General features: G+C 35.4%; 22 protein-coding genes and 1 pseudogene. 6 read left to right on the plus strand and 17 right to left on the minus strand.

The annotated features are described in order from the left end of the window. Positions 1-122: 122 nt before the first annotated feature. From dctP to dgoD, 5 genes are all read right to left on the minus strand, one after another. Entirely contained in the window at positions 123-647 is a 525-nt protein-coding gene (dctP, locus tag BKP35_RS17840) for a TRAP transporter substrate-binding protein DctP (RefSeq protein WP_071314742.1), read from the minus strand. Between the two features lie 565 nt (positions 648-1,212). Then, positions 1,213-2,205 carry a C-terminal binding protein gene (locus BKP35_RS17845; RefSeq protein WP_071314743.1) on the minus strand — a complete coding sequence of 331 codons (993 nt, stop codon included), beginning with the start codon at positions 2,203-2,205 and terminating at the stop codon, positions 1,213-1,215. A 57-nt stretch (positions 2,206-2,262) separates the two neighbouring features. Then, entirely contained in the window at positions 2,263-2,904 is a 642-nt protein-coding gene (locus BKP35_RS17850; RefSeq protein WP_071314744.1) for a bifunctional 4-hydroxy-2-oxoglutarate aldolase/2-dehydro-3-deoxy-phosphogluconate aldolase, read from the minus strand. Positions 2,905-2,919: 15 nt separating this feature from the next. Beyond that, a complete protein-coding gene (locus BKP35_RS17855; RefSeq protein ID WP_071314745.1) occupies positions 2,920-3,870 on the minus strand; it encodes a sugar kinase in 951 nt (316 codons plus the stop codon). A 101-nt stretch (positions 3,871-3,971) separates the two neighbouring features. Continuing rightward, positions 3,972-5,120, minus strand: a complete 1,149-nt coding sequence (gene dgoD / locus BKP35_RS17860; protein WP_071314746.1) for a galactonate dehydratase — start codon at positions 5,118-5,120, stop codon at positions 3,972-3,974. Between the two features lie 364 nt (positions 5,121-5,484). Here dgoD and larC2 point away from each other — a divergent pair, with 364 nt between their 5' ends. After that, positions 5,485-5,946 carry a nickel pincer cofactor biosynthesis protein LarC2 gene (larC2, locus tag BKP35_RS17865; protein ID WP_071314747.1) on the plus strand — a complete coding sequence of 154 codons (462 nt, stop codon included), beginning with the start codon at positions 5,485-5,487 and terminating at the stop codon, positions 5,944-5,946. Positions 5,947-6,066: 120 nt separating this feature from the next. Here larC2 and BKP35_RS17870 read toward each other — a convergent pair whose 3' ends face one another. From BKP35_RS17870 to larE, 10 genes are all read right to left on the minus strand, one after another. Continuing rightward, entirely contained in the window at positions 6,067-6,930 is an 864-nt protein-coding gene (locus BKP35_RS17870) for a fumarylacetoacetate hydrolase family protein (protein WP_071314748.1), read from the minus strand. Between the two features lie 245 nt (positions 6,931-7,175). Further along, positions 7,176-7,937: an IclR family transcriptional regulator gene (locus BKP35_RS17875; protein WP_071314749.1), complete on the minus strand. Its 762-nt coding sequence runs from the start codon at positions 7,935-7,937 to the stop codon at positions 7,176-7,178. A gap of 253 nt (positions 7,938-8,190) precedes the next feature. Then, positions 8,191-9,210, minus strand: a complete 1,020-nt coding sequence (locus BKP35_RS17880; RefSeq protein ID WP_071314750.1) for a TRAP transporter substrate-binding protein — start codon at positions 9,208-9,210, stop codon at positions 8,191-8,193. A gap of 210 nt (positions 9,211-9,420) precedes the next feature. Continuing rightward, entirely contained in the window at positions 9,421-10,326 is a 906-nt protein-coding gene (locus tag BKP35_RS17885) for a dihydrodipicolinate synthase family protein (protein ID WP_071314751.1), read from the minus strand. A 26-nt stretch (positions 10,327-10,352) separates the two neighbouring features. Then, a complete protein-coding gene (locus BKP35_RS17890; protein ID WP_071314752.1) occupies positions 10,353-11,633 on the minus strand; it encodes a TRAP transporter large permease in 1,281 nt (426 codons plus the stop codon). Beyond that, a complete protein-coding gene (locus BKP35_RS17895) occupies positions 11,630-12,148 on the minus strand; it encodes a TRAP transporter small permease (protein WP_071314777.1) in 519 nt (172 codons plus the stop codon). Before BKP35_RS17895 ends, BKP35_RS17890 begins: the two co-directional genes overlap by 4 nt. A 452-nt stretch (positions 12,149-12,600) precedes the next feature. Beyond that, on the minus strand, positions 12,601-13,854 hold the full coding sequence (locus BKP35_RS17900; protein WP_071314753.1) for a benzoate/H(+) symporter BenE family transporter: 1,254 nt from the start codon (positions 13,852-13,854) through the stop codon (positions 12,601-12,603). Between the two features lie 204 nt (positions 13,855-14,058). Then, positions 14,059-14,817 carry a nickel pincer cofactor biosynthesis protein LarC gene (gene larC, locus BKP35_RS17905; RefSeq protein WP_071314754.1) on the minus strand — a complete coding sequence of 253 codons (759 nt, stop codon included), beginning with the start codon at positions 14,815-14,817 and terminating at the stop codon, positions 14,059-14,061. 4 nt (positions 14,818-14,821) lie between these two features. Then, complete coding sequence (gene larB, locus BKP35_RS17910) at positions 14,822-15,565, minus strand: nickel pincer cofactor biosynthesis protein LarB (RefSeq protein WP_071314778.1); 744 nt, start codon at positions 15,563-15,565, stop codon at positions 14,822-14,824. Between the two features lie 138 nt (positions 15,566-15,703). Beyond that, positions 15,704-16,519 carry an ATP-dependent sacrificial sulfur transferase LarE gene (gene larE, locus BKP35_RS17915; RefSeq protein WP_071314755.1) on the minus strand — a complete coding sequence of 272 codons (816 nt, stop codon included), beginning with the start codon at positions 16,517-16,519 and terminating at the stop codon, positions 15,704-15,706. Between the two features lie 300 nt (positions 16,520-16,819). On the opposite strand from larE, the gene BKP35_RS17920 reads away from it, so the two are divergent. The 5 genes from BKP35_RS17920 (at position 16,820) to BKP35_RS17940 (ending at position 21,926) form a co-directional block, all read left to right on the plus strand. Continuing rightward, a complete protein-coding gene (locus tag BKP35_RS17920; protein WP_071314756.1) occupies positions 16,820-18,436 on the plus strand; it encodes an ABC transporter substrate-binding protein in 1,617 nt (538 codons plus the stop codon). Positions 18,437-18,477: 41 nt separating this feature from the next. After that, positions 18,478-19,464: an ABC transporter permease gene (locus BKP35_RS17925; RefSeq protein ID WP_071314757.1), complete on the plus strand. Its 987-nt coding sequence runs from the start codon at positions 18,478-18,480 to the stop codon at positions 19,462-19,464. After that, a complete protein-coding gene (locus BKP35_RS17930) occupies positions 19,461-20,324 on the plus strand; it encodes an ABC transporter permease (RefSeq protein WP_071314758.1) in 864 nt (287 codons plus the stop codon). Before BKP35_RS17925 ends, BKP35_RS17930 begins: the two co-directional genes overlap by 4 nt. A gap of 86 nt (positions 20,325-20,410) precedes the next feature. Then, positions 20,411-21,325 carry an ABC transporter ATP-binding protein gene (locus tag BKP35_RS17935; protein ID WP_071314759.1) on the plus strand — a complete coding sequence of 305 codons (915 nt, stop codon included), beginning with the start codon at positions 20,411-20,413 and terminating at the stop codon, positions 21,323-21,325. After that, on the plus strand, positions 21,315-21,926 hold the full coding sequence (locus tag BKP35_RS17940) for an ABC transporter ATP-binding protein (RefSeq protein ID WP_071314760.1): 612 nt from the start codon (positions 21,315-21,317) through the stop codon (positions 21,924-21,926). Before BKP35_RS17935 ends, BKP35_RS17940 begins: the two co-directional genes overlap by 11 nt. Before the next feature lie 137 nt (positions 21,927-22,063). Here BKP35_RS17940 and BKP35_RS17945 read toward each other — a convergent pair whose 3' ends face one another. Next, positions 22,064-22,852, minus strand: coding sequence for an SDR family oxidoreductase (locus tag BKP35_RS17945; protein ID WP_071314761.1), 789 nt, complete (start codon positions 22,850-22,852; stop codon positions 22,064-22,066). 73 nt (positions 22,853-22,925) lie between these two features. Then, a pseudogene (locus tag BKP35_RS17950) lies at positions 22,926-23,907 on the minus strand (2-hydroxyacid dehydrogenase). Between the last annotated feature and the right edge of the window lie 108 nt (positions 23,908-24,015).

Here is a 24,015-nt window from a genome sequence, read left to right on the forward strand (position 1 = left end):
AAGTAACGAAGAACTTATAATTTAATATACATCGTTAGATGGACCGCCGAATGCTGGGAAACTAGCACGTTCGGTGCGGAGCAGGGGAAAAGCTGGAGATCACTTCAAAGGCTTACCTATTGCTAACCATTTTCCCACCAAGCTAAGCCAACAATTCCTTGTGGCTCAAGAAGATCAAACATCTTCTCACCAAATGGACCATCTAATACTGCATCAGCAACTTCTTCATTCGGAATTGTGAATGGTAAATCGAAAACTCCATATTCTTGAACAAAATTTACAAGTGGCGATGTTGAAGGAATTGTAATTTCTAACGTTCCGAATTGAAGCATTTCAATAGCCGCACGATCATCAGCAACTTGACCTGAGTGATAGACTTCAATGTTAAAGTCGTCTGTTTGACTTTCAACTAACTCTTTAAACTTCATAGCACCTTCATATTGCGGATGACGATCATTAACACCAATACTTACACGCAAAGTTTTTTGGTTACCCGAACCATTTGAAGCGCTTTCATTATTCCCACTAGAAGAGTCATTATTATTTGCGTTGTTACCAGACGCTGGCTCACTACTGTCACCACCACAAGCTGCTAAAACTAAAACAAAAACAAAAGCCATTACTAATCCTAATAGTTTTTTCTTCATTTCATTCTCCCCCTAAAATGTAATATTCAAGAAACATAGTTTTTCAAGTATAATTTAAACTTTATCCCCCTCCTTTAGCTAAAATTCATTATAATAGTTTTGTAATATAAAACCGCATTCTATTTTCATACTACAAAACATAATACCCTTTGTATCCATTCGACAAAATTAAATAGTTTTATAATATACAACTCCATTCTTGTATATCTTTTTAAAAGACTCAGTTCACTAACTTTCGTCTATACAAGGTAATAAGATTTATTTACTGAAGTTAATGTTTTATATTGTAAAGAGAAGTTCTAATGCACACTTTAAAATAATAGTTGCAAACTAATTATGAGTTTTATAATATAAAACATCGTTCTTTTATGTATTTATAACTGAAAATTCAAAACCACTAACTTAAGTTTATATTACTAAACCTGAATTTATTTTTCAAGTGAATTATTAAAATTTTTTTTATATTTCCAACTTTTAAATAAGTGAAATCGCAAACATTTATAAGAAACCTAAACGCTCAGATCTTCAGAAAAATTCCGAGCGTTCGGTTACAGAAACTATAAGATTATTTTTCTTTTAAACTGACCTTTTCTTTTACTTCCTTATTAAAAAGATACGTAGGGTAATATCCACCTAGAGCATCTGCAATATTTTGAGCTGTTTTACGCTTTAATTCGAGCTGCGCTTCTTCTGAGTACCATGCTGCATGTGGATTAATAATTACATTGTCCATCTCTAATAAAGGATTGTCTTCTTGAATTGGTTCTACCTCAGTTACATCTAAACCCGCACCGGCAATTTCACCGGCTTCTAATGCACGAATCAAGGCCTTTTCGTCTATCACAGGCCCTCTAGCGGTATTAATAATAAAAGCTTCTTTTTTCATAAGCTTAAACTGTTCATCACTTATCATCCCTCGTGTCGCTTCAACAAGTGGGGCATGAACAGATACAAAATCAGATCGTTCACATAATTCATTTAACTGCACTAATTCAACATTTAAATCTTTAGCAACTTCTACTGGAACAAACGGGTCATAAGCAACTACTTTAATTCCAAAAGCTTGAGCTTTTTTGGCTAGTGTTTGTGGAATTCTCCCTAACCCAACTAGACCTAATACACGGCCAGGTAAACGGTAAATAGGAGCACTCACCTTAAAATCCCACTTCCCCGCCTTGACTTCATTATTTAGTTGAACGACTTTACGAGCGCAAGCCATAATTAATGCAAATGCATGGTCCGAAACTTCATCCATACAATAATCTGTGACATTACCGACCATTACACCATTTTCTGTAGCCGCATCAATATCAATGGTATTAACACCTACTCCATACCTTGAGATCACCTTAAGATTTGGAAGTTTTTCAATAACATTTCTCGAGATAGTAGCATATTGATTTAAAAGCGCATCAGCCTCTTTAGCAGCCTCAATGATCTCCTTATCTGTCTTACACTGTGTACGTATTAACTCTGCATCAACTGTTGCTAAAACTTCCTCCTCAGGTGCTAGCGTTGAAAACTCATAATCAGTAATTACTACTTTAAATTTACTCATTTCGTCCCCACTCCTTCTATAGTTTGTTTAATCTATTTATTTGTTTGATGAACACGATTACTTTAACCTAGCTTTTTTAACTTCCTCAATAAACTTAAAAGATTTCTCGGTGATAGAAGTTAATGTATTTTCATCAATAATACCTTTTGTGTTCACTAACGTACTACCTACCCCTGCTGCAACGGCCCCCGCATTTATGTAATCAGCTACGTTATCGACATCAATTCCACCTGTTGGCATAAGAGGAATGTGTGGTAGCGGTCCATGAACGGCATTTAAATAATCTGGGCCGAATGCATTCGCTGGAAATACCTTCACGATATCTGCACCACTCTCGTAAGCTCTTAAAATTTCAGTAGGTGTTAACGCACCTGGAATACTAATCACACCATATCGCTTCGTTAATTTAATCATTTCTTGATCAACGATTGGCGAAAAGATAAACTTTGCTCCTGCCATAATAGCAGCTCTCGCAGTCTCTGAATCTAGTACCGTTCCTGCACCAACGATTACGTCATCTCCTAGCGTCGAAGACACTTCTTCAATTAATGTCAGTACCTTCGGGGTTTCGACTGTAATTTCTAATGTTTTTACTCCACCTCCACTTAATGCTTTAGCAATTGGTAAGATGTTTTCCGGTTTAGCTCCACGAATAACAGCAACTATAGCCTTTTCTTTTATTTGTTGTAATAATTCCATTTTTTCTCGACTCCTTTATCGACTCACATCTTCAGTAGGTGAATTAATAAAGCGTTCTACCTCATGTTCTTCTGGGAGTCCTTCAACATCACCACTAACCATCGTAACTAACGCTCCTACAGCATTTCCTCGTTGAACTGCTTTTTCAATACTAAAACCTTTTAGAAGTCCCGACGTAAAGCCTGCTGCAAATCCATCTCCTGCACCTACAGGATCAACGACATTGTTTACGGTAAAGCCAGGAACTAATTTACTTTCTTCTTTTGTGAAATAATAGGCTCCTTTAGCACCGACTTTTAGCACAACTATTGATGGACCTTGCTGTAAAAATAACTCCCCTAGCTTATTTGGATCTTTTTCACCATACATGAAGACACCCTCATCATATCCTGGTAAAATAATATCTGCATAACTTGCAATCTCTAATAAAACTTTACGTGCTTTTTCCTCAGACCATAGTTTCTTCCTTAAATTTGGGTCAAAAATCACTTTTACTGCATGTTGTTTTGCTATTTTTATTGCTTTAGTAACCATTTCATAACAACTTTCACTTAATGCAGGAGTTATCCCAGAAATGTGGAGATACATTGCTTTAGAAATGTAATCTTCATCAAGGTCTGCTTTATTCATTTGACTTGCCGCTGAACCCTTACGGTAATATTCAACCCTAATTTCAGTAGAGCTTCTTAATTCTTTAAAATATAAGCCAGTTGGTGCTGTGTTATCAATTTTCACTCGACTCACATCGACAGCTTCTCCACGAATAAATGAGAGCATTGCTTTACCTAATTCATCATCCCCTACTCTACTAATCCAACCAGCCTTATGTCCTAATCGTGTTAAACCTATAGCATAATTAGATTCTGCTCCGCCAAATTTTCTCGTATAATTATTCGCATATCTCATTAATCCCGTCGATTCCGGAGTAAACAGAACCATTGTTTCCCCAAATGTAACAACATCCATTAATCTCTCCCCCAGTATCCTGTTTTCTCGATGAACAATTAATTAACCTAGTAAATACGTTTGCTAATAAGTCAGTAGTTAAAGCTACTAACCTCAATTTTTTACCACTCGGCTACAGTTCCATCTCGATGACGCCACAAAGGATTTTTCCAATTATGACCAACTCCAGCCATTTTTCGAACTTTTTCTTCATTAATTGTAATCCCTAAACCAGGTCCTTCCGGAATTTTGACATGTCCATCCTTATAAGTAAAAACAGAAGGGTCAGTAATATAATCTAACAAGTCATTTCCCTGGTTATAATGAATTCCCAAGCTTTGCTCTTGAATAAAAGCATTGTGAGCAGTTGCATCTATTTGTAGAGATGACGCTAATGCAATAGGACCTAACGGACAATGAGGAGCGAGCGCAACATCGTACGCCTCAGCCATTGAAGCTATTTTTTTACACTCTGTAATCCCTCCAGCGTGGGACAAATCTGGTTGAATTATATCTACATAACCGTCATTAAGTAATCGCTTGAAATCCCACCTCGAGTACATACGCTCACCTGTAGCGATTGGAATATTCGTATTTCTTGCAACCTCTTTTAACGCTTCATTATTTTCGGGTAAAACTGGTTCCTCAATAAACATAGGTCGATATGGTTCTAATTCCTTCGCAAGAATTTTTGCCATCGGTTTATGTACACGACCATGAAAATCAATCCCTATCCCAACATATTCCCCTACAGCTTCTCGTACAGCCGCAATTCTAGCAATCGCTTGATCTATTTTTTTATATGAATCTACATATTGTAACTCTTCAGTTCCATTCATTTTAACTGCTGTAAAACCTGCATCTACAACTTCTTTAGCAGCCTTTCCAACATCACTTGGTCGATCTCCACCTATCCAAGAATATACACGAATTGAATCACGACACGCCCCACCCAAAAGTTGATATACAGGAGCATTATAATATTTTCCTTTTATATCCCAAAGCGCTTGATCGATACCCGCAATTGCACTCATTAATATTGGGCCACCACGATAAAAGCCTCCTCGATATAATACATTCCAATGGTCTTCAATTCTTAATGGATCTTTTCCTATTAAAAAATCAGCCAACTCAGTTACTGCTTCTTTCACTGTGCTTGCCCGGCCTTCTACCACTGGTTCCCCCCAACCAACAATTCCTTCATCAGTTTCAATTTTCAAAAAACACCAGCGGGGTGGAACAATAAAACATTCTAAGTTTGTGATTTTCAAATCTTTCAGCCTCCCTCTTTTGATCATGTATTAATAATTACAATAAGTAATAAAAAGCAAGATAAATAAACCATATAAGCGAAAAGGTTAATCTTTTTAAACGCTTTCACTTCATCTAAAAATGAATTAGTTTTATAATATAAAACTATGTTTTTGTATCACGCGATATTTTTCTGAATTTTTATAATTTAATCATACTAAACTATATTTTATTAATCAAGGGAATGCTGCAAGATTCAAAATAATAAAATTAAAAGATTTTTAATTTATCTCCTGATACTAAAATATATTTTTGATATAATTTATCTAAAGATCTAGCTTTTAGAAATGGATCCAAACAATAAGACAAAAGAGAGGCTGACTTATGAACTTTTCAAGCCATAGATTTGAACATATTGATAAAGAAACAATAAAATTGGAAGTAAATATTGATGATATGTCTCCTGAGATATTAGGATACATAATGGATCTCCTTATTAATGAAGGAGCAAATGACGTATTTTATACACCCATTTATATGAAAAAAAACCGACCTGCCATTATGTTACAAATCTTATGTACGGTTGATAACCTTGATAAAATGAAAGGTATTATTTTTACCGAAACAACAACGTTCGGTCTTAGGTACTACCCTCTTGAAGTACATAGACTTGAAAGACGTTTTGTTTCAGTTGACACAAAATGGGGAGCTGTCACTATAAAAGAAGGCCTTTTCAAAGGCGAGGTAATACAGCGCTCACCTGAATATGAAGATTGTAAAAAAATCTCTAGTGAAACTGGTATCCCTTTAAAAGATGTATATTCTGCCATCTGGAAAAAACTCTAAACAAAATGGAATGGGAACAGTCCAGGAATTATTTAGTTATAAAAGAGGAAAAGGTAGCGCCTTTATTTTTTCTTTTCATAGTTATTGGCTCTTCAAGACTATCCCAAATCCTTTCAGTTTCTAACCCTTTACAAAATAGTTAGTTAATTGTCCTAATTTTTCAATTTCAACTGTTACTTTATCCTCTGGTTTAATCCATACTCTCTTTTTCTCTGGATCTCCTGCAATAACCCCCTCAGGCGTTCCCGTTAATATGATGTCACCAGGTTTTAATGTCATATGTTTAGAAGCGTAACTAATAGCTTCTTGACAATTAAATATCATATCGGATGTATTTGAATTTTGTTTTAATTTTCCATTAAGCCATGTTTTTATATTTAAATTATTTGGATCTTCAATTTCATCTTTAGTAACTAAATAAGGACCGATTGGGCAAAAGCCATCACAAGATTTTCCAATTAACCATTGCGGGCTTCTAAATTGTAGGTCTCTAGCTGAAACATCATTAGCAACACAGTATCCAAAAATATACTCATCGACTTCTTCTGGATTAATATCTTTTGCTTCTTTCCCAATGACAATAGCAAGTTCAACCTCATAATCTACTTCCGTAGAATTAGAAGGTATCTTAATTTCACTTTCCGTTCCTGTCAAACTATTATTAAATTTACTAAACAAAATTGGTTCTGTTGGGTGCTCCATCCCACATTCATCCGCGTGTTTACGATAATTCAACCCGACACAAATAATTTTTTCCGGCTTTGAAATACATGGTCCTAAGGTAAGCTCTGACTCCTTTAAGTATAGACCACAGTCACTAATACCATCTAATGATTGCATTAATGACTTCAAAGCATTTTGTGTAATAAGTGCATCGGTGGTTACCAGCAAATTATTACTGATTTTTTCAACATCTAAGATACCTTTCTCTGTTTTTATTCCTAAACAGAGCCTCTCATCTCGATAAAAGTTTACTAGTTGCATTGATTTCCCCCCTTTTAATTTAGTCCATCAACATACACCATTAACTTCTATAAATTCTCCGATAATATAATCAGAGAATTTTTAAACTAAGAAAAACATACAAATTATTTCTTAAACTGATTTAAACTCTACTTTTAGAAAAACTTAATCAATGACCATAAACACTATGTTACAAAACCTAGTTTTATAATATAGATAATAATTTTATAGTCAAATTATAGTTATAAAAATCATACAATAAACTTTTATTGAAAGCCATAACCTAACTTGGAAGACAATTCACTACTTGCTTGTTTTAACAATTCAATATTTTTTTCCAATTTTTCTTCATTTATTTTCATTACTGGTGTAGAGATACTGATTGCAGCAACTACATCTCCTGTATGGTTTCTCACCGGTAACGCTATACAATAAACTCCTGGTTCATTTTCTTGATCATCAATAGCGTATCCTCTTTCCCTAATAGCTTCTACTTCTAATAGAAAATCTCCTTTATTCGTTATTGTATTTTCTGTTCGCTTTATAAATTCATAATCAGTAAGTAAATTCTTTAATTCCTCATCAGATTTGAAGGCCACTAACGCTTTTCCTACCCCACTGCAATGTATAGGTACACGTCTACCAATCCGAGAATATAAAATAGTTGCAGATGAGCTTTCTACTTTATCAATGTAAACGCCTTCTTTTCCATCCAAAATAACTAAATGGACTGTCAAATCAGTTTTATGTGAAAGTGAATATAAGTATTCTTTTGCTAATGATCTTATATCTAAACTATGAATAACAAAGTTTCCACGTTCAAATAATTTCATTCCTAATTTATACTTTCCAGTTTCCAAATCTTGTTCAATGTAATGGTGACTTTGCAGTGTTTTTAATAACGAATGAACTGTACTTTTGTGTAACATCATTTTTTCACTAATTTCAGTAATTTTTAATTCAGTATTATGCTCATCAAATAGGTCTAATATTTTTAATGCTCTATCTACAGACTGAATAATCGGCATGGAACTCCCCCCTTATTTCATGCTATTCCATATATATGATACCACGAAATTGATTTATATATATATCCTTTTAAGAGAAAACATACTTATAGCTTCCTATTAATATTAACAAAAAAATTATTTCTTAATGGGGGAGGAGACTAAAGAGTATTGGGGCTGCCCATTTGTTTAGCCTACCAGAAAGTAAGTAACTCTCAGTATTGTTCTATTCCACTAGTAAACATATATGGTACAGCCCACTTTTTAGTTATTTCTAATTCGCTTCAGCTCTAATACGTTCTACTAAGTCTTCAGCCCAATCATACTCATTGTTCCAATCCTCATACATCGGTTGTACCGCATCGATCATCGCTTGGCGGAATTCATCATCTGGAATTGTAAATTGTATACCCTGTTCTTGTAAGTATTTTTTATCATCTTCAAAACTTTGTTCCATTAGCTCGAATTCATATGCTGCCGAAATCGCCGAAACCTCTTGAACAATTTCTTGTTGTTCTGGTGTTAATCCATTCCAAAAATCTGCATTAATAATATATAAGTTTGGACTAAACATATGATTAGATTCTAAAACATCACTTTGAACTTCATACCAACCAGATGCTCTTGTTGTTGCAATTGGATTATCTTGACCATCAATAACTCGTTGCTCTAATCCCGTAAAAACTTCTGAAATTGCAAGTGGGGTTACATTTGCTCCAAGACGCTGCCCTAATTCAATATAGTTTGGAATGTTCGGCATTCTTAATCGAAGACCATCAAAGTCATCAATAGAATTTAATGTTTTATTACTAGAGAACATTCTAAACCCATTGGCACTCCACGCAAGCGCTTTTACACCGTGAACACTCTCTAAATCCTCAACTAACTCATCACCAATTGGACCATTGAATACTCTTTTAACATGTTCATAATCTTCAAATAAAAATGGCCATTCAGGTACAGCTAACTTTTCGATTGTTGATTGCATAATCATTCCCGGAATCCCCATTTCAATCGTTCCGTTACGAACACCATCATAAAATTCTTGTTCAGCCCCAAGTTGACTATTTGGGTAGATTTCAACTTTTAAAGTTCCTTCTGATTTTTCCTCAACTAACGGTTTAAACTTTTCCCTTAATGCAACATTCTGAGGATGGTCTTCAGCAAAATAGTTGGCTACCTTAATCGTTTTAACTTCACTTCCCCCAGCATCCTCACTACTACACCCTGCAGCTACAGTTAAAAACAACAACATTAAACCAATTCCCAATTTCCCCATAAAACTGTACTTCATTTTAATCCCCCTTTAAAATGTGTAATATATAGAAAGCCCTTTTGGCAAACTACCTTTGATAAAAAAATGTTGCACTATAATACTTCTACATAAACACTACATTATAAAACTGAGTTTCTTCAAAACTTTAATTAGTCAATGATATATCGGTTTTTAAAACTAAGATTACTCTTACAGTTTGATTTTTTAAGTTAATCAAATCACTATCTATTAAACTAGTTTAGCCTTACTTAAGATCTGATGTAATTGATCTTTTTTACTTTGATCAAGTGGATACGCTGGCCTTCTAACATATGTTGATATATCAATTCTTCGCATTGCAACTGATTCTTTTATAACATTTACGAAAGGGCTATCAATCTTATACATTAACGGTAAATGAGCTAATCTTTGGTGTAATTCAACAGCAGTTGCTAAATCGTTTTCTTTAAACGCTTGATATATTCCTACTTGGAGTTCTGGTGCGTAGTTGACACTAGCTGAAATTGCACCATCTCCACCTAAACAAAGATTATTTAAAAGATGGTCATCATAGCCAGTTAGTACGACAAATTCCGGACGAACATCTTTAACTTTTAAAATCGTCTCACGAATTGGCGCTAACGAGTCTACAGTTTGTTTAACACCAACTATGTTAGCGTTTTCAGATGCTAGGTTAGCTAATATTTCTGGTGTTAAATCTTGACCTGTTACACCCGGGAAGTTATATACTAGAACCGGTATGTCTACTGCCTCACAAATGTCACGATAATGTTTGTATATATTTGCTTCAGATAACCCCCAGTAATTAGGGTTGATCACAACTACACCATCAGCTCCAATGCTTTTACTATGTTCGTTTAATTTTATTATCTCGTCTGTGCTATTACTTCCTGTTCCAATCAAAGTTGTCGTTCTGCCATTGACGTATTTAATACAAAATTCAGCAATTTCCATACGTTCTTCAGTACTCATAGTCGTAAATTCTCCACTACTACCTAGAAAGAACAGCCCATCAACATCACTTTTTAGTAAATGATCAATAAGTTTACCCATACCTCCTTGATCAAATGTTCCATCTTCTTTAAAAATCGTTAGCACTGGAGGTATAATTCCTGTAAATTTTTTAGTATCCAATTTTGTTCATCCTCTTTTCTCTTATGTTATTTCATGAATATTTCTAGCGGTACAAGTACTATTTGTGGGAATAACACTAATAGTACCAATACGAGCATTTGGACTATCAAGAATGGCCATATCCCTTTGGCAATATCGATAATACTAATTTTACTTATACCACAAGCAACGTATAATACTGTGCCTACTGGTGGAGTAATTAAACCGATACAAAGGTTAATAACCATTAAAATACCAAAATAAACTGGATCAATTCCAAGTCCTACTACTGTCGGTAAAAGAACCGGTGTGAAAATTAATATTGCAGGAGTCATATCCATAACAACCCCAACTAAAAGTAAGAACACCATTAAAATGAGTAGCATCACTGTTGGATTTGACGTAATATTATTTAAAAATTGTGCTAATTCTGCTGGAACTTGTGCAACTGTAATAACCCATGCAGTTACCATTGCCGCAGATGCTAAGAACATTACTACCCCTGTCGTTCTTGCTGCACTTACTAAAACTTGAGGTAGATCTCTAACTTTTAAATCGCCGCGATAAACTGTAAAGCTAATTAAAAGCGCATATACACAAGCAATAACTGCCGCTTCAGTCGGAGTAAAAACTCCACCTCTTAGACCAACAATAATAATTAATGGCATAAATAATGCCCAAATAGCTGAGCCGAAACTTCTAATTCTCTCTTTATTTGTTGCTTTTGGAAGTGTTTCATAATTATCTTTTCTAGCAATTAAATACCAAACAATCATTAAACCAGTTGCAAATATAATCCCTGGGACAATCCCAGCCATAAATAATTGCGTTATCGACACACCACCTATAACCCCATACATGATTAACGGAATACTCGGTGGAATGATCGGCGCAATTATCCCAGACGAAGCAACTAAACCACTGGCTCTTTTTATATCATAACCTTTTGCTGCCATCATCGGAATTAAGATAGCACCTAAAGCTGCTGTATCAGCAACGGCAGAACCAGATAAACCTGCAAACATTACCCCGGCGATAATAGTTACATAACCTAACCCACCTCTAATGTGGCCCACTAATGTTGTCGCAAACCCAACAACACGCTTTGAAATTCCACCTGCATTCATTATTTCTCCAGCAAGTATAAAAAACGGAATAGCCATCAGCGGGAAATTATTGGCTCCGTTCACTAGACTTTGAGTAATGATTTGCGGATCATAAATTCCCATTGTAATCGTCATAACTACTGCACTCATAAGCATTGAAAATGCCACTGGTACTCCTAAAAACAAGAAGAAAAATAAGACCCCTAAAAATACCCAGATCATTGATCTCCCTCCTTTTCTACAACTTTATCTCTAACATAAGCAGGAGGATCTTGATCAAATACTACATATCGAATAGTTTGTGTAATACTCATAAGGATCATCACAAAAGCAGCTAACGTTCCTGCAAAAAACAACACTGATAACGGAATTCCCGTAGCCGGACCGTAACTGTTACTGTTAATGACCATCATTTTCATCCCACCATTAATGACAATTGCCATTAGACCTATAATGACTAAGTTATTTAAGACATACAGGACTTTCTGAAGCTTTGGCTTTAAAGAACCTATAAATAGATCAACACCTAAATGAGCTTTATCTTTAAATGCAACAATTGTACCTAAAAATACAATCCATACAAATAAATATCTAGCCATTTCCTCTGACCAGGTGATCCCTGAATTAAATACATACCTTAAAACTACATTCATAAAAACGAGAATAACCATTGATGATAAAAAAATAGTAATTGTAGTTGTCAAAATTGTATTTAGAAATTTTAATACTTTATTCACAATTCCTCCCCCATATCTAAGCACTTTTAGGAATAAATTCCCCAATATAGTCCCCTTGATTGGGTACCTTCACCCTAATACTATGCTTTGAAAATATTACACAATTAAAAACTCCACTTACACAGCGGGTTTCATCCCCTTCTTTATAAAACTCATTAATGTAAACGGATACAAATAAGCATTTTAAAACTTCACTTAGAAAATAACCACCTCTTTTGTTCTATATTATAAAACTCAGTTTTACCAAATGCTCTTAGTAAAAATATTAATAGCCTTTTCGTTAAATGTCAATAAATATTTAGACTTATTTAAATTTTCATAATAATCAAGTTGATCAGGTCTCAAAAATACCAATTTTTAATATTATTTAGAACTTTTTAGATTAATTTCTCTTAAACTACAACCGCTCACCCGATACTTTTTGAAGTATTGGCTCAATATCTAGATATCAATCACCCTGACTTTCTTTTTCGAGATAAAACGACTTCCTCCTTACTGGGTAAATGATAATTTTCTACATATTTCGCTATAAGTGCACCAATCAGTAAAGACCAAACAGGAGCACTAATATTTAAAATGGATATATTGGATAAAGCAATAACGAACGAAAATGTTGCTCCTATTTTAATTGTTGGATTCGCAAAGCTAGTGTGCAAGCTATTCGAGAATACACCAAGTAATGCTAAACCAACTACAAGTGCTATAAATTCTCGTGGAAATGCTTGAATAACAGGGACTAATTTCCAGGAAAATAAGCCAAATAATAGAAGGATCGCCCCAGATATTACCGCTGCCATATATCGCTTTTCTTTTGGGCCTGCTTCTTCCCCAGAACAAATAGCTGACATCATCCCACCGATATTTGCTGATTGTCCCCCGAAAAAACTTGTAATGATCGAAAAGATCCCACTTAAAGTTACGATACTATTCATTGGCGGATGATAGCCGTTTTGTCTTATGGCACCAATCCCAACTGCTGCATCATTACTTAAAATAAGCAATGCTAATGGCAGAGCAACAGAAAGAAAACTAATCAAATTAAAATCAGGACTTTGTATCGTTGGTAGGACAAAGGGAGATGAAAAACTGCTAAGATTTATCGGTTCTGTTAATTGTAAAAAAACAAATGCAATTACAATAGATGCTATAATAGGTGGAATTTTCAAATTCCATTTACTAAAAATAAAATAGCTAATCACTGCAACTCCACCTACTAGTGGTAGTTTCTGAATCGACCCTATAAAATCAATCATATATTTCATAATCATCCCCGCTAGCATTGCTGCGATAATTTCTTTAGGTACATAATGCAGCAATTTAGAAAACATGCCGAGATAGCCGACAATGAATATTAAAACCCCTGATAAAATATAAGCACCGATCAATTCTTGATAGGTAAAATGGGCAGTTACCGTTGCTAAAAAAGCAACACCTGTTATCGAATGTGCACCAACGATCGGGATTCGATAATACAGTGGAATTAAAATACTAAAAATCCCACCGAATACATAAACAGAAAACATCCAAAGAATGGTCTGTACTGTTGTAAAGCTTCCATTTGCCGCTGCTTCTAAAATTAGTGCAGGTGCCCCAGTTACTGCTAATAAGCCAGAAACAAATCCAACTCCAATATTATTAACATTTAAATCTTTAAGCGGATTTTTATTCCAATTTTTTCTCATTTGAATTCGTTCAATTTTATACATTGGAACACCCCTTCAGTTTTATATTAAAAAAGTACTATTTCTAAAAGTTTAATTTTTTTACCTCCCACAACTCTAAATATTCCTGTCGTTTAACTTTTTAGATACCGATTTCTCCACATAATTTGAACTACTAAATAAAATCCCCTACTCTTATCGTACACATCGCAAGTAGTAGGGGATTTATGTTATTTAGTCATATAATTTTTATTCACCTAACATTACTCGTAAAACATTCGGGTGGTCTGCAAAATCTTTTGTTCCAGCTCCGTATCCAATTGCTTGTATTTTCATAGATGGGATTGGTCCAAAGTGTTCGGCTAAAACAGCTAATATACCTGCTCCTGTCGGAGTCGTTAACTCTCCCATTATTTTAGTTTCTTTAATTGGAATTCCTTTTAATAATTCAAGGGTAGCTGGTGCAGGTACTGGATACATTCCATGTGCAATACGAATATAGCCATTCCCAACTGGGACAGAGGAAGAAACTACTTTTGAAATATTGAGGTGATCTAATAAAATACTTGTCCCAACAATATCAATAATCGAATCTACACCGCCAACTTCATGAAAGTGAACCTTTTCAAAAGGCATGTTATGAATTTTGGCTTCCGCTCGACCGATTACTTCAAAAATTTGTAATGCGACCTTTTTCACATTTTCATTAAAATCAGCACTTTCAATCATTTTTACAATATCACTATAATGACGGTGGTGATGGTGTTCATGATGATGGTGGTGGCCATGATGATGATCATGATTATTTTCCTCAACTAATACATCAAATTTTGTCGCGGAAACTCCTTTTTTTACAACCTTTTCCCACGTTAATTTATATTCAGAATCAAAGTTTAATTTACGTAATTCATCCTCTAAATAATTAGGGTCTGCTCCTAAATCCAGCAAAGCACCGATTGTCATATCGCCACTAATTCCAGAGAAGCAATCGAAATATAATGTTTTCATTATGTCACCTTCCTAAAAGTTCTGTGTTACGGTGGATTTTATGAATCGTAGTAGCAAAATACCCCGCACCAAAACCGTTATCAATATTCATGACACTTACTCCAGATGCACATGAATTTAACATTGTTAATAATGCTGACAAGCCTTGGAAGTTAGCACCATAACCAATGCTTGTTGGAACAGCTACAATAGGGTTACTAATTAGTCCACCGACAACACTCGGGAGCGCCCCCTCCATACCGGCAACACAAATCGTCACAGTTGCTTGCTCGATTTCTTCTAAATGGTGAAACAAACGATGAATACCAGCAACACCTACATCATATATTCGTCGAACGTGGACTCCAAAAGCTTCAGCTGTAACTGCTGCTTCCTCAGCTACTGATAAATCTGATGTCCCTGCACACACAACAGCAATATAGCCATTATAAAGAAAGTCGGGTTCAGATTCACTCTTCCATAAAACGGTTCTCGCTTTTGCATTATATACAATATCAGGAATAACTTTTTTAATAGCATCTGCTTTTTCTCGATCAACTCTCGTAGCTAAAACTCGATTGGTATTTTGTTGTAGGGAGGAGATAATAGAAATAATTTGCTCTGCATCTTTACCTTCTCCGAATATAATTTCTGGAAATCCTGTTCTAGTTTCTCTTTGATGATCGATTTTTGCAAATCCAATATCTTCAAAGGACGATAACGCCGTTTTTGCTTTATCTACTGATAATGTTCCTTCACGTACTTGCATTAAAATTTCGTCTAGATTGTTTCGATCCACTGTTGTCACCTTTTCTCTAATAGTTTAAATGATTTTACCCATTTCTTTTCATACGATAAGTAGGCCCTTAAAGTAGGCGCTTACAAATCAGCTATAACTTATGACCAATTAGTTACTTATTGATGAAACGAGGACTTTGTTCATACTACCACTTTGATAACCTAAAAGATCAATCGTTACATATTTATATCCGTAAGACTGAAGTTTTTCACTAATTAATGTATGCTTATTTATAATGAGTTCCATATCTATTGGTTCAACTTCAATTCTAGCAATTTCCCCATGCGTGCGAACACGAACTTGTTTAATCCCTAATTGCTTAATAAAAGCTTCAGATTTTTCCACTTTCGTGAGCTTTTCTAACGTAATTTCTTCACCATATGCAATCCGTGAAGATAAACACGCGAGAGCGGGTTTATCCCATGTGGGAAGATTTAGTTGTTTTGAAAGTTCACGAATTTCAACTTTAAAAAGACCTGCTTCTTGAAGTGGTCCTCGGGCACCATGCTCTTTAGCAGCTCTAATTCCTGGACGATGTTCTCCTAAGTCATCAGCGATGAGGCCGTATACAACATTGGTAAACCTTTTTTGCTCCATGATTGGTTTTATTTCTTCAAACAATCCATTTTTACAATAATAACAGCGGTCTTCATCATTCTGACTATAACCTGGAATATTTAACTCAGAAGTTTCTATAACTTCATGGCGCGCTCCAAGTTGTTTCGCATATCGTAATGCTTCTTCTAATTCACTTAAAGGATATGTTTCAGAGTTCGCTGTTACCGCAAGAACTTTTTCCTGACCTAAAACATCTAAAGCCACCTTTAATAAAAGAGTACTATCAACACCGCCTGAATAAGCAACAACAACACTACCCATTTCTTTTAAAATTTCTTTTAATTTTTCATATTTTTCATATAACAAAATTTCTCACCTCGATTTTAAGGGGTTACTTCCACTACATATAGTTTTATAATACAAAACTACGTTTTGTATTATTGATAAAATTTAAAAATTAATTGTCACAAAATAGATAAATTATTTACATCTATAATAACTAATTTTAACAAATCAGTAAACTGAAAAGTTGTTATTTTTCGAAAAATAATATTATTTTTGTAAAATTCCTTTCTGTCTATAAGAATTTAGTATACTATTTATCTAAAATATACTATTAGTTTATTAATTAATTAACTAAAGCTACTCATAATGAGGGGGAAAATAATGAACAAAAAATCTTATTTTATACTTTTAATAAGCCTAGCATTTCCTATCATTCTACTAGGGTGTTCACTAAATAGTGAAGATAAGATAGTGAGTAGTACCGCTAATATAGAAGAAAAAAGCGATGAACTAATCCTCGCCATCGGTTCAGAACCTGAAACAGGGTTTGATCCTACAACTGGTTGGGGAAGGTACGGTTCGCCTCTTTTCCAAAGTACATTACTTAAAAGAGATAATGAACTGAATATCGTCAATGACCTCGCTGTTCACTATACGATTAGTGAGGACGGTTTAGTGTGGACTGTAGAACTACGTGATGATGTGATGTTTTTAGACGGAGAACCTTTAACCTCCGCTGATGTCGTCTACACTTTCGAAACTGCTTCCACAAGTGGATCTGTCATCGACCTTAATAACATTAGTCATGTTGAAGCAATTAATGAATGGACAGTACAGTTTTCATTAAAGGAAGCACAATCTACTTTTATTAATTCTTTAATCAATACGGGGATTGTTCCAAAACATGCCCATGGAAGTGACTATGCAGAGAAACCAATTGGATCCGGTCCTTTTAAATTCGTCCAATGGGACAAAGGGCAGCAACTCATTGTTAAAAGCAATCCTAAGTATTACGGTGAAAAGTCATTTTTTAACAAAATCACTTTTTTATTTTTAAATGAAGACGCTGCTTATGCTGCGGCAAAATCAGGTCAAGTTCATATGGCAGCTATTCCTCCGGCTTTTAGTAAACAAGAGGTGAATGGTATGCGTTTAGAAGCACTTCAAAGTGTAGACAACCGTGGAGTAATGTTTCCTTTTGTAACCTCAGGTGAGACTACAGTCGAAGGCTATCCAATTGGAAATGATGTGACTGCTGATATTGCTATTCGTAAAGCGATCAATATCGCTATTGACCGTCAACTACTAGTCGAAGGAATTTTAGAAGGACATGGAACACCAGCATATACAGTTGCAGATGGCTTGCCATGGTGGAACCCTGAAACTACGATTGAGGATGCGGACATAGAGGCAGCAAAATCTATTTTAGAAGAGGCTGGTTGGGTTGACATTAATGGTGATGGTATTCTTCAAAAAGGTTCATTAAATGCAGAATTTGTTTTAATGTACCCTGCAAGTGACGTTACTCGTCAATCATTAGCCATTGCTGTAGCAGATTTAATAAAACCATTAGGGATCAACATAATTGTTGAAGGTAAAAGCTGGGACGACATTCAAAAGCAGATGTACTCGAATGCCGTTTTATTTGGGTGGGGAAGTCATGACCCAATTGAAATTTACAATATTTACAGTAGTCATACAGCAGGTGAAGGATGGTACAACACTGGTTTCTATAGTAACCCGGTCGTTGATGATTATCTAGAAAAAGCTTTATCTGCAACAGATATCGAGAAATCTCTTGAATATTGGAAAAAAGCTCAATGGGATGAAAAGACTGGCTTTAGTGCTAAAGGCGATGCTCCTTGGGCTTGGTTAGTAAATCTTGATCATTTGTATTTAGTGGATGTGAAATTAGATATAGGTCAACAAAGAATTCAACCACATCAACACGGTTGGCCAGTAACTGATAACATTACAGAATGGAAATGGTTGAACTAATTGTTTTCCGATATTAAAGATCAAAAGAAGGCGTTCAACTAATGAAAAATATGATTAAGTTTATTTTAAAAAAAACAATAAGAATGGTCTCCTTACTAATTGCGTTATGTATCATCTCCTTCTTACTTATTAGTTATTCACCGATTGATCCTATTCAAGCTTATGTAGGCGCAGACATGATGCGAGTAGGACCCGAACAGCGAGATAAAATAGCAGAATATTGGGGGTTAGATCAAAGCCCCTTAGAACAATTCGTTCAATGGGGATCAAGAGTTCTCCAAGGTGATCTAGGAACATCAATGATTTATAGGCGCCCTGTCGCAGATATTATTAGTGAAAAATTTTTAAATTCCATCATTTTGATGAGTTTAGCGTGGCTACTTTCGGGGATCATCGGTTTTATCATTGGCTCTATTGCCGCCATGAAAAAAGATACTTGGATTGATCGAACTATTAAATGGTATTGCTATACTTTAGCGTCAACCCCGACTTTTTGGATAGGTTTGTTATTTTTAATGATTTTTGCCGCATGGCTTGACTGGTTTCCAATTGGATTAGGGGTTCCAGCAGGTGTTATTGCAGAAGACGTAACGATTGGAGATCGCATAAAGCATTTAATTTTACCAACTTTAACTTTAAGTATGATTGGTATAGCAAATATAGCTTTACACACAAGGCAAAAGCTTATTGACATCCTCTCTAGCGATTATGTCCTTTTTGCTAAAGCAAGAGGCGAAAAAGGCTTCGTTCTATTTTGGAGACATGGTTTACGTAACGTTGCATTACCAGCAATAACCTTACAATTTGCAGCATTTAGTGAATTGTTCGGCGGTGCAGTTATAGCCGAAACTGTTTTTTCTTATCCTGGTTTAGGACAAGCAACCGTTGAGGCTGGACTAAGAGGTGATGTACCACTTCTTTTAGGTATTGTCATTTTTAGTGCCATCTTTGTTTTCATAGGAAATTTAGTAGCAGATCTTATCTATCGTTTGGTAGACCCAAGGATAAGAGAGGGGAAATTTCTATGAATTTTCTCCGGATTATGACTCAAAAAAAGTCACTCATTCCTAAACTAAATCTCAGACAAAGGACGCTAATAGCAATGATTGTGTCAGCGATTATATTATTAAGTGTCATTTTTGCTGGAATACTATTAGGTGACGAAAGGATTGCTACAAACCTCGAAAACCGTAACCTTGCTCCTTCTTTAGATCACCCTTTCGGTACTGATTGGCTCGGTCGTGATATGTTTACACGCACAATGAAAGGATTAACATTAAGTATTGCGGTTGGATTAATCGCAGCTGCAGCAAGTTCTCTGATAGCTGTCGTTTTAGGAATTTTAGCTGCTACCGCAGGAAAAATAATAGATAGTATTATCTCATGGTTAGTCGATCTATTTTTAAGTGTACCTCACCTTGTAACTCTCATTTTAATTGCCTTTGCTTTAGGTGGTGGGATGAAGGGGGTTATTATCGGGTTAGCACTTACTCATTGGCCAAGTTTGTGCAGGGTAATTCGTGCCGAAGTGATGCAATTAAGGTCAACCGAATATGTACAAATTTCTAGAAAATTAGGTAAAAAAAGATGGTGGATTGTTACAAAACATATGATTCCTCATCTTATTCCGCAATTTTTTGTCGGGCTTATATTACTTTTCCCCCATGCGATTTTACATGAAGCAGCTATTACCTTTGTTGGCATGGGGTTATCACCTCACCATCCTGCCATCGGGATCATTTTGTCAGAATCAATGCGCTACCTATCGACAGGAATGTGGTGGCTAGCATTTTTCCCTGGATTATGCTTGTTAATAGTTGTTCGTTCGTTTGATATTATCGGGGAAAATTTACGGATGCTCATTGATCCACATCGAGCACATGAATAAAGAAAAGCGCAAGGCGCCTGGAGCTAGACAGCATTAACAGTAAAAACATTATGCTTATTTTTGAACAAAAGGAGTGAACTGATTAAATGCTAGAAGTTAACCACCTTTCGATATCGTTTTTACAATACGAAAAGGGTCTTAAACAACAACAGCTTAAAGTCATTAAAGACTTAAGTGTATCAGTTCATAGTGGAGAAATTTTGGCTGTCGTAGGTTCGAGTGGTTCAGGAAAAAGTTTACTTGCACATGCAATTTTAGGAATCCTACCTACCAATGCTACGACGGAAGGTACGATTTATTTTGATGGCGTCAAACTTACTCCTGAAAAAAAGGAAGAATTTAGAGGAAAGGAGATTTCTTTCGTTCCTCAATCCGTTAATTTTCTCGATCCACTTATGCGAGTGGGCACACAAGTAAGAAATGCAGCAAGAGGTGCTTCAACTAGTGCACAGAGAAAAGCATTTGAACGATTGCGACTAGCGAAAGATGTTGAACAAAAGTTTCCGTTTCAACTTTCTGGTGGAATGGCACGTCGAGTACTTGCTTCAACAGCGATGGTTAGTGGAGCAAAGTTAATCATTGCAGATGAACCTACTCCAGGAATGGATCCAACTGTCATTAAAGAGGCACTAAAATACTTTAGAGAATTAGCTGATAGCGGTTGTACGGTTCTTATGATTACTCATGATATTGGGGCTGCTTTGGAGATTGCTGATAAAATAGCTGTATTTTATGCAGGGACAACTGTTGAATCAGCTATGGTAAACGATTTTAGTGGTGATGGCCGTTTACTAAGACATCCGTATAGTAAAGCGTTATGGAGAGCGCTACCTCAAAATGATTTTCTACCTATACCAGGATCACAGCCTCTACCTTATGCTAATTTACCAGGGTGCCTATTTGAACCAAGATGTGCTTTTGCCACTACTGAATGTCGTCAGGATGAGCCTAAGCCGCGAGAAATTCGTAATGGAATTGTGAGGTGTATTCATGCTACTTGAAGCACATAATATTGGCTTGCGTCATCCTAATGGTCACTGGCTTTTTCGGAATTTGTCGATTAGTTTACGTTCAGGGGAAATTGTTGGAATACGTGGTCCAAGCGGTTGTGGTAAAACATCCTTTGCAAGAATTCTTTCTGGATATGAACAACCTAGTGAAGGTGTGGTTCTCCTAGATAATTCTCCACTTCCTAAAACAAACTATCATCCAGTTCAATTAATCTATCAACATCCAGAAAAAGCTGTAAATCATCGCTGGAAAATGTCGAAAATCTTAAATGAAGGTTGGACCCCAGATGATCACTTGCTCACTTCCCTAGGAATTGAAAGGGAGTGGCTTAACCGTTGGCCAAATGAACTTTCCGGTGGTGAACTTCAACGCTTTTGTGTTGCTCGTGCTTTAGGACCAAAAACAAAATTTCTAATTGCTGATGAAATGACAACAATGCTAGATGCCATTAGCCAGGCACAAATTTGGCAATCAGTTCTCGATATAGCTCAAAAAAGAAACTTAGGAATCCTTGTAGTTAGTCATGATGATCACTTATTAAAGCGAGTTTGTTCTAGAGTAATAGAGTTTCATAACATTTCATATAAATAATAAATGGCTGTTCCCAAATATATTACTACCTAAGTTACAATCTATACATTCTTTAGATTGGCTCCACTGATGTAGAATATTTAAAAACAGCCATATTAATTTTTTAAAAGTTATGTCTATCAAAAACTACAATTTTATTAAAGTGACTTCACCATTCCACCTTCAACGAGTAGTGATTGACCAGTTACATATGTATTTGCATAGGAGCCAAAGAACACCATCACTTTCGCAAACTCCCCCGGTGTCCCATAACGCCCTAGAGGTATTTGATTTTCTTTCGTTCGTTGTACTTCTTCTTGAGTAATTCCTAAGCTCTCTGCTTTTGCCTTATCAAATTCACCAATTCGATCTGTTTTAATTTGTCCCGGACCAATAGTATTAATTAATATATTGTCTTTAGCTAACTCTGAAGAAAGTGTTTTCGCTAACCCAACCATCCCCGTTCGAAATGTATTTGATAAAATTAAATGATCGATTGGTTGCTTAATTGAAGAAGAAGCAATATTAACAATACGACCGCTTCCTTGCTTTTTCATATATGGTAATACTTCGCGAATTGTACGAATAACACTTAACAAATTGAGCTCAAATGATTTTTGCCAATCGTCATCATTAAAATCATCAAACCCTCCAGCAGGTGGTCCTCCAGCATTATTTATTAATACATCAATGGTCCCGAATTGCTCGACAGTTTTTGTTACTAAGTTTTTAATATCATGGTAACTACTTACATCTGCCACACAATATACAACTTCTTGCCCAGTTAATTGTTTAATTTGTTTCGCAGTTATAACTAATTCATTTTCATTCCTTGATGAAATCATTACAGATGCACCATGGGAGACATATTCTAATGCAGTTGCTTTACCTAACCCTTTACTTGATGCTAACACAAGTACCGCTTTGTTTTTTAACCCTAAATCCATACTAATTCCCCTTTCTAAATTTTCAATACAGTTGTGCTTTTTTCAATAGTTGTTAAATTTGTTGTTCTTTTCTTCAAATACCTTGCAGTTCCTTTACAACATAAGCAGAGCCTACTCCAGTTAAAGCGGCCACCAAATTTTTTGCAGCAAGCATTGCCATTGTATGTCTTGTCTCATTCGTTGCTGATCCAATATGAGGTAAAGTGACAACATTATTCATCTTTAAGAGTGCATTGTTAGAAGAGATTGGCTCTTGTTTGATATACATCTAATCCTGCTGCAAGAAACTCACCTGATTGTAGAGCTTTAATCATTGCTTCTTCGTCAACCGTTTGTCCCCTAGAAGCATTAATAAAAATCGCAGACTTCTTCATTAACTTAAATTCTCTTTCACCAATTAAATGTTTTGTTTCATTAGTAAGAGGAACCATTAAAGCAATGAAGTCAGATTCAGTTAATATTTCATCTATCGTTTCCTTATAGTCAATATTTAATTTTTCTTCAACCTCTACTCTACGATTTCGATTATAATATGAAACTTCCATGTCAAATCCGTACTTCGCTCTCTTGGCAATAGTTTCACCGATTCTTCCCATCCCGATAATACCTAATTTTTTATGATGTACATCAACGCCAAACATCGGTTGGTCATTTCCTTTTTCCCAGCCGCCATTTTTAGTCAAAGCATCTAGTTCTGGAATTCGTCTTGCTGCCGAAAGCATTAAAGCAATAACGAGATCAGCAACAGTTGCATCTAATACGTATGGCGTATGTGTACCGATGACACCATGCTTTTTCATTTCATTTGTATGAAAATGATTATATCCAACAGAGATTGTGCTAACGACACGAAGATTTGGTGCTTTTTCTAATAATTCACTATTAATGGCTGAGCCACTAGTAATTAAACCATCAATATCATCTAATTCTTTTAAAAGCTGTTCACGTGGAATTGGAAATGAGTTTTCCCAAACTTTTAAATCAACATACTCTTCTAAAAACATCCGGATGTCATCAGGTAATACTTTTTCTGAAAATACTTTAGGTTTATTCATCATAAAAAATCTCCTTCAAATTTAAAAAATTGAGATAATTTAACTATAAAGTAAGAAGGAGTTCTCCCGCAATATTAAATTAGTTTACTTTATAATTAGCGATACTCT

The sequence above is a fragment of the Anaerobacillus arseniciselenatis genome (genome assembly GCF_001865995.1).
In the GTDB taxonomy this organism is placed as follows: Bacteria; Bacillota; Bacilli; order Bacillales; family Anaerobacillaceae; genus Anaerobacillus; species Anaerobacillus arseniciselenatis.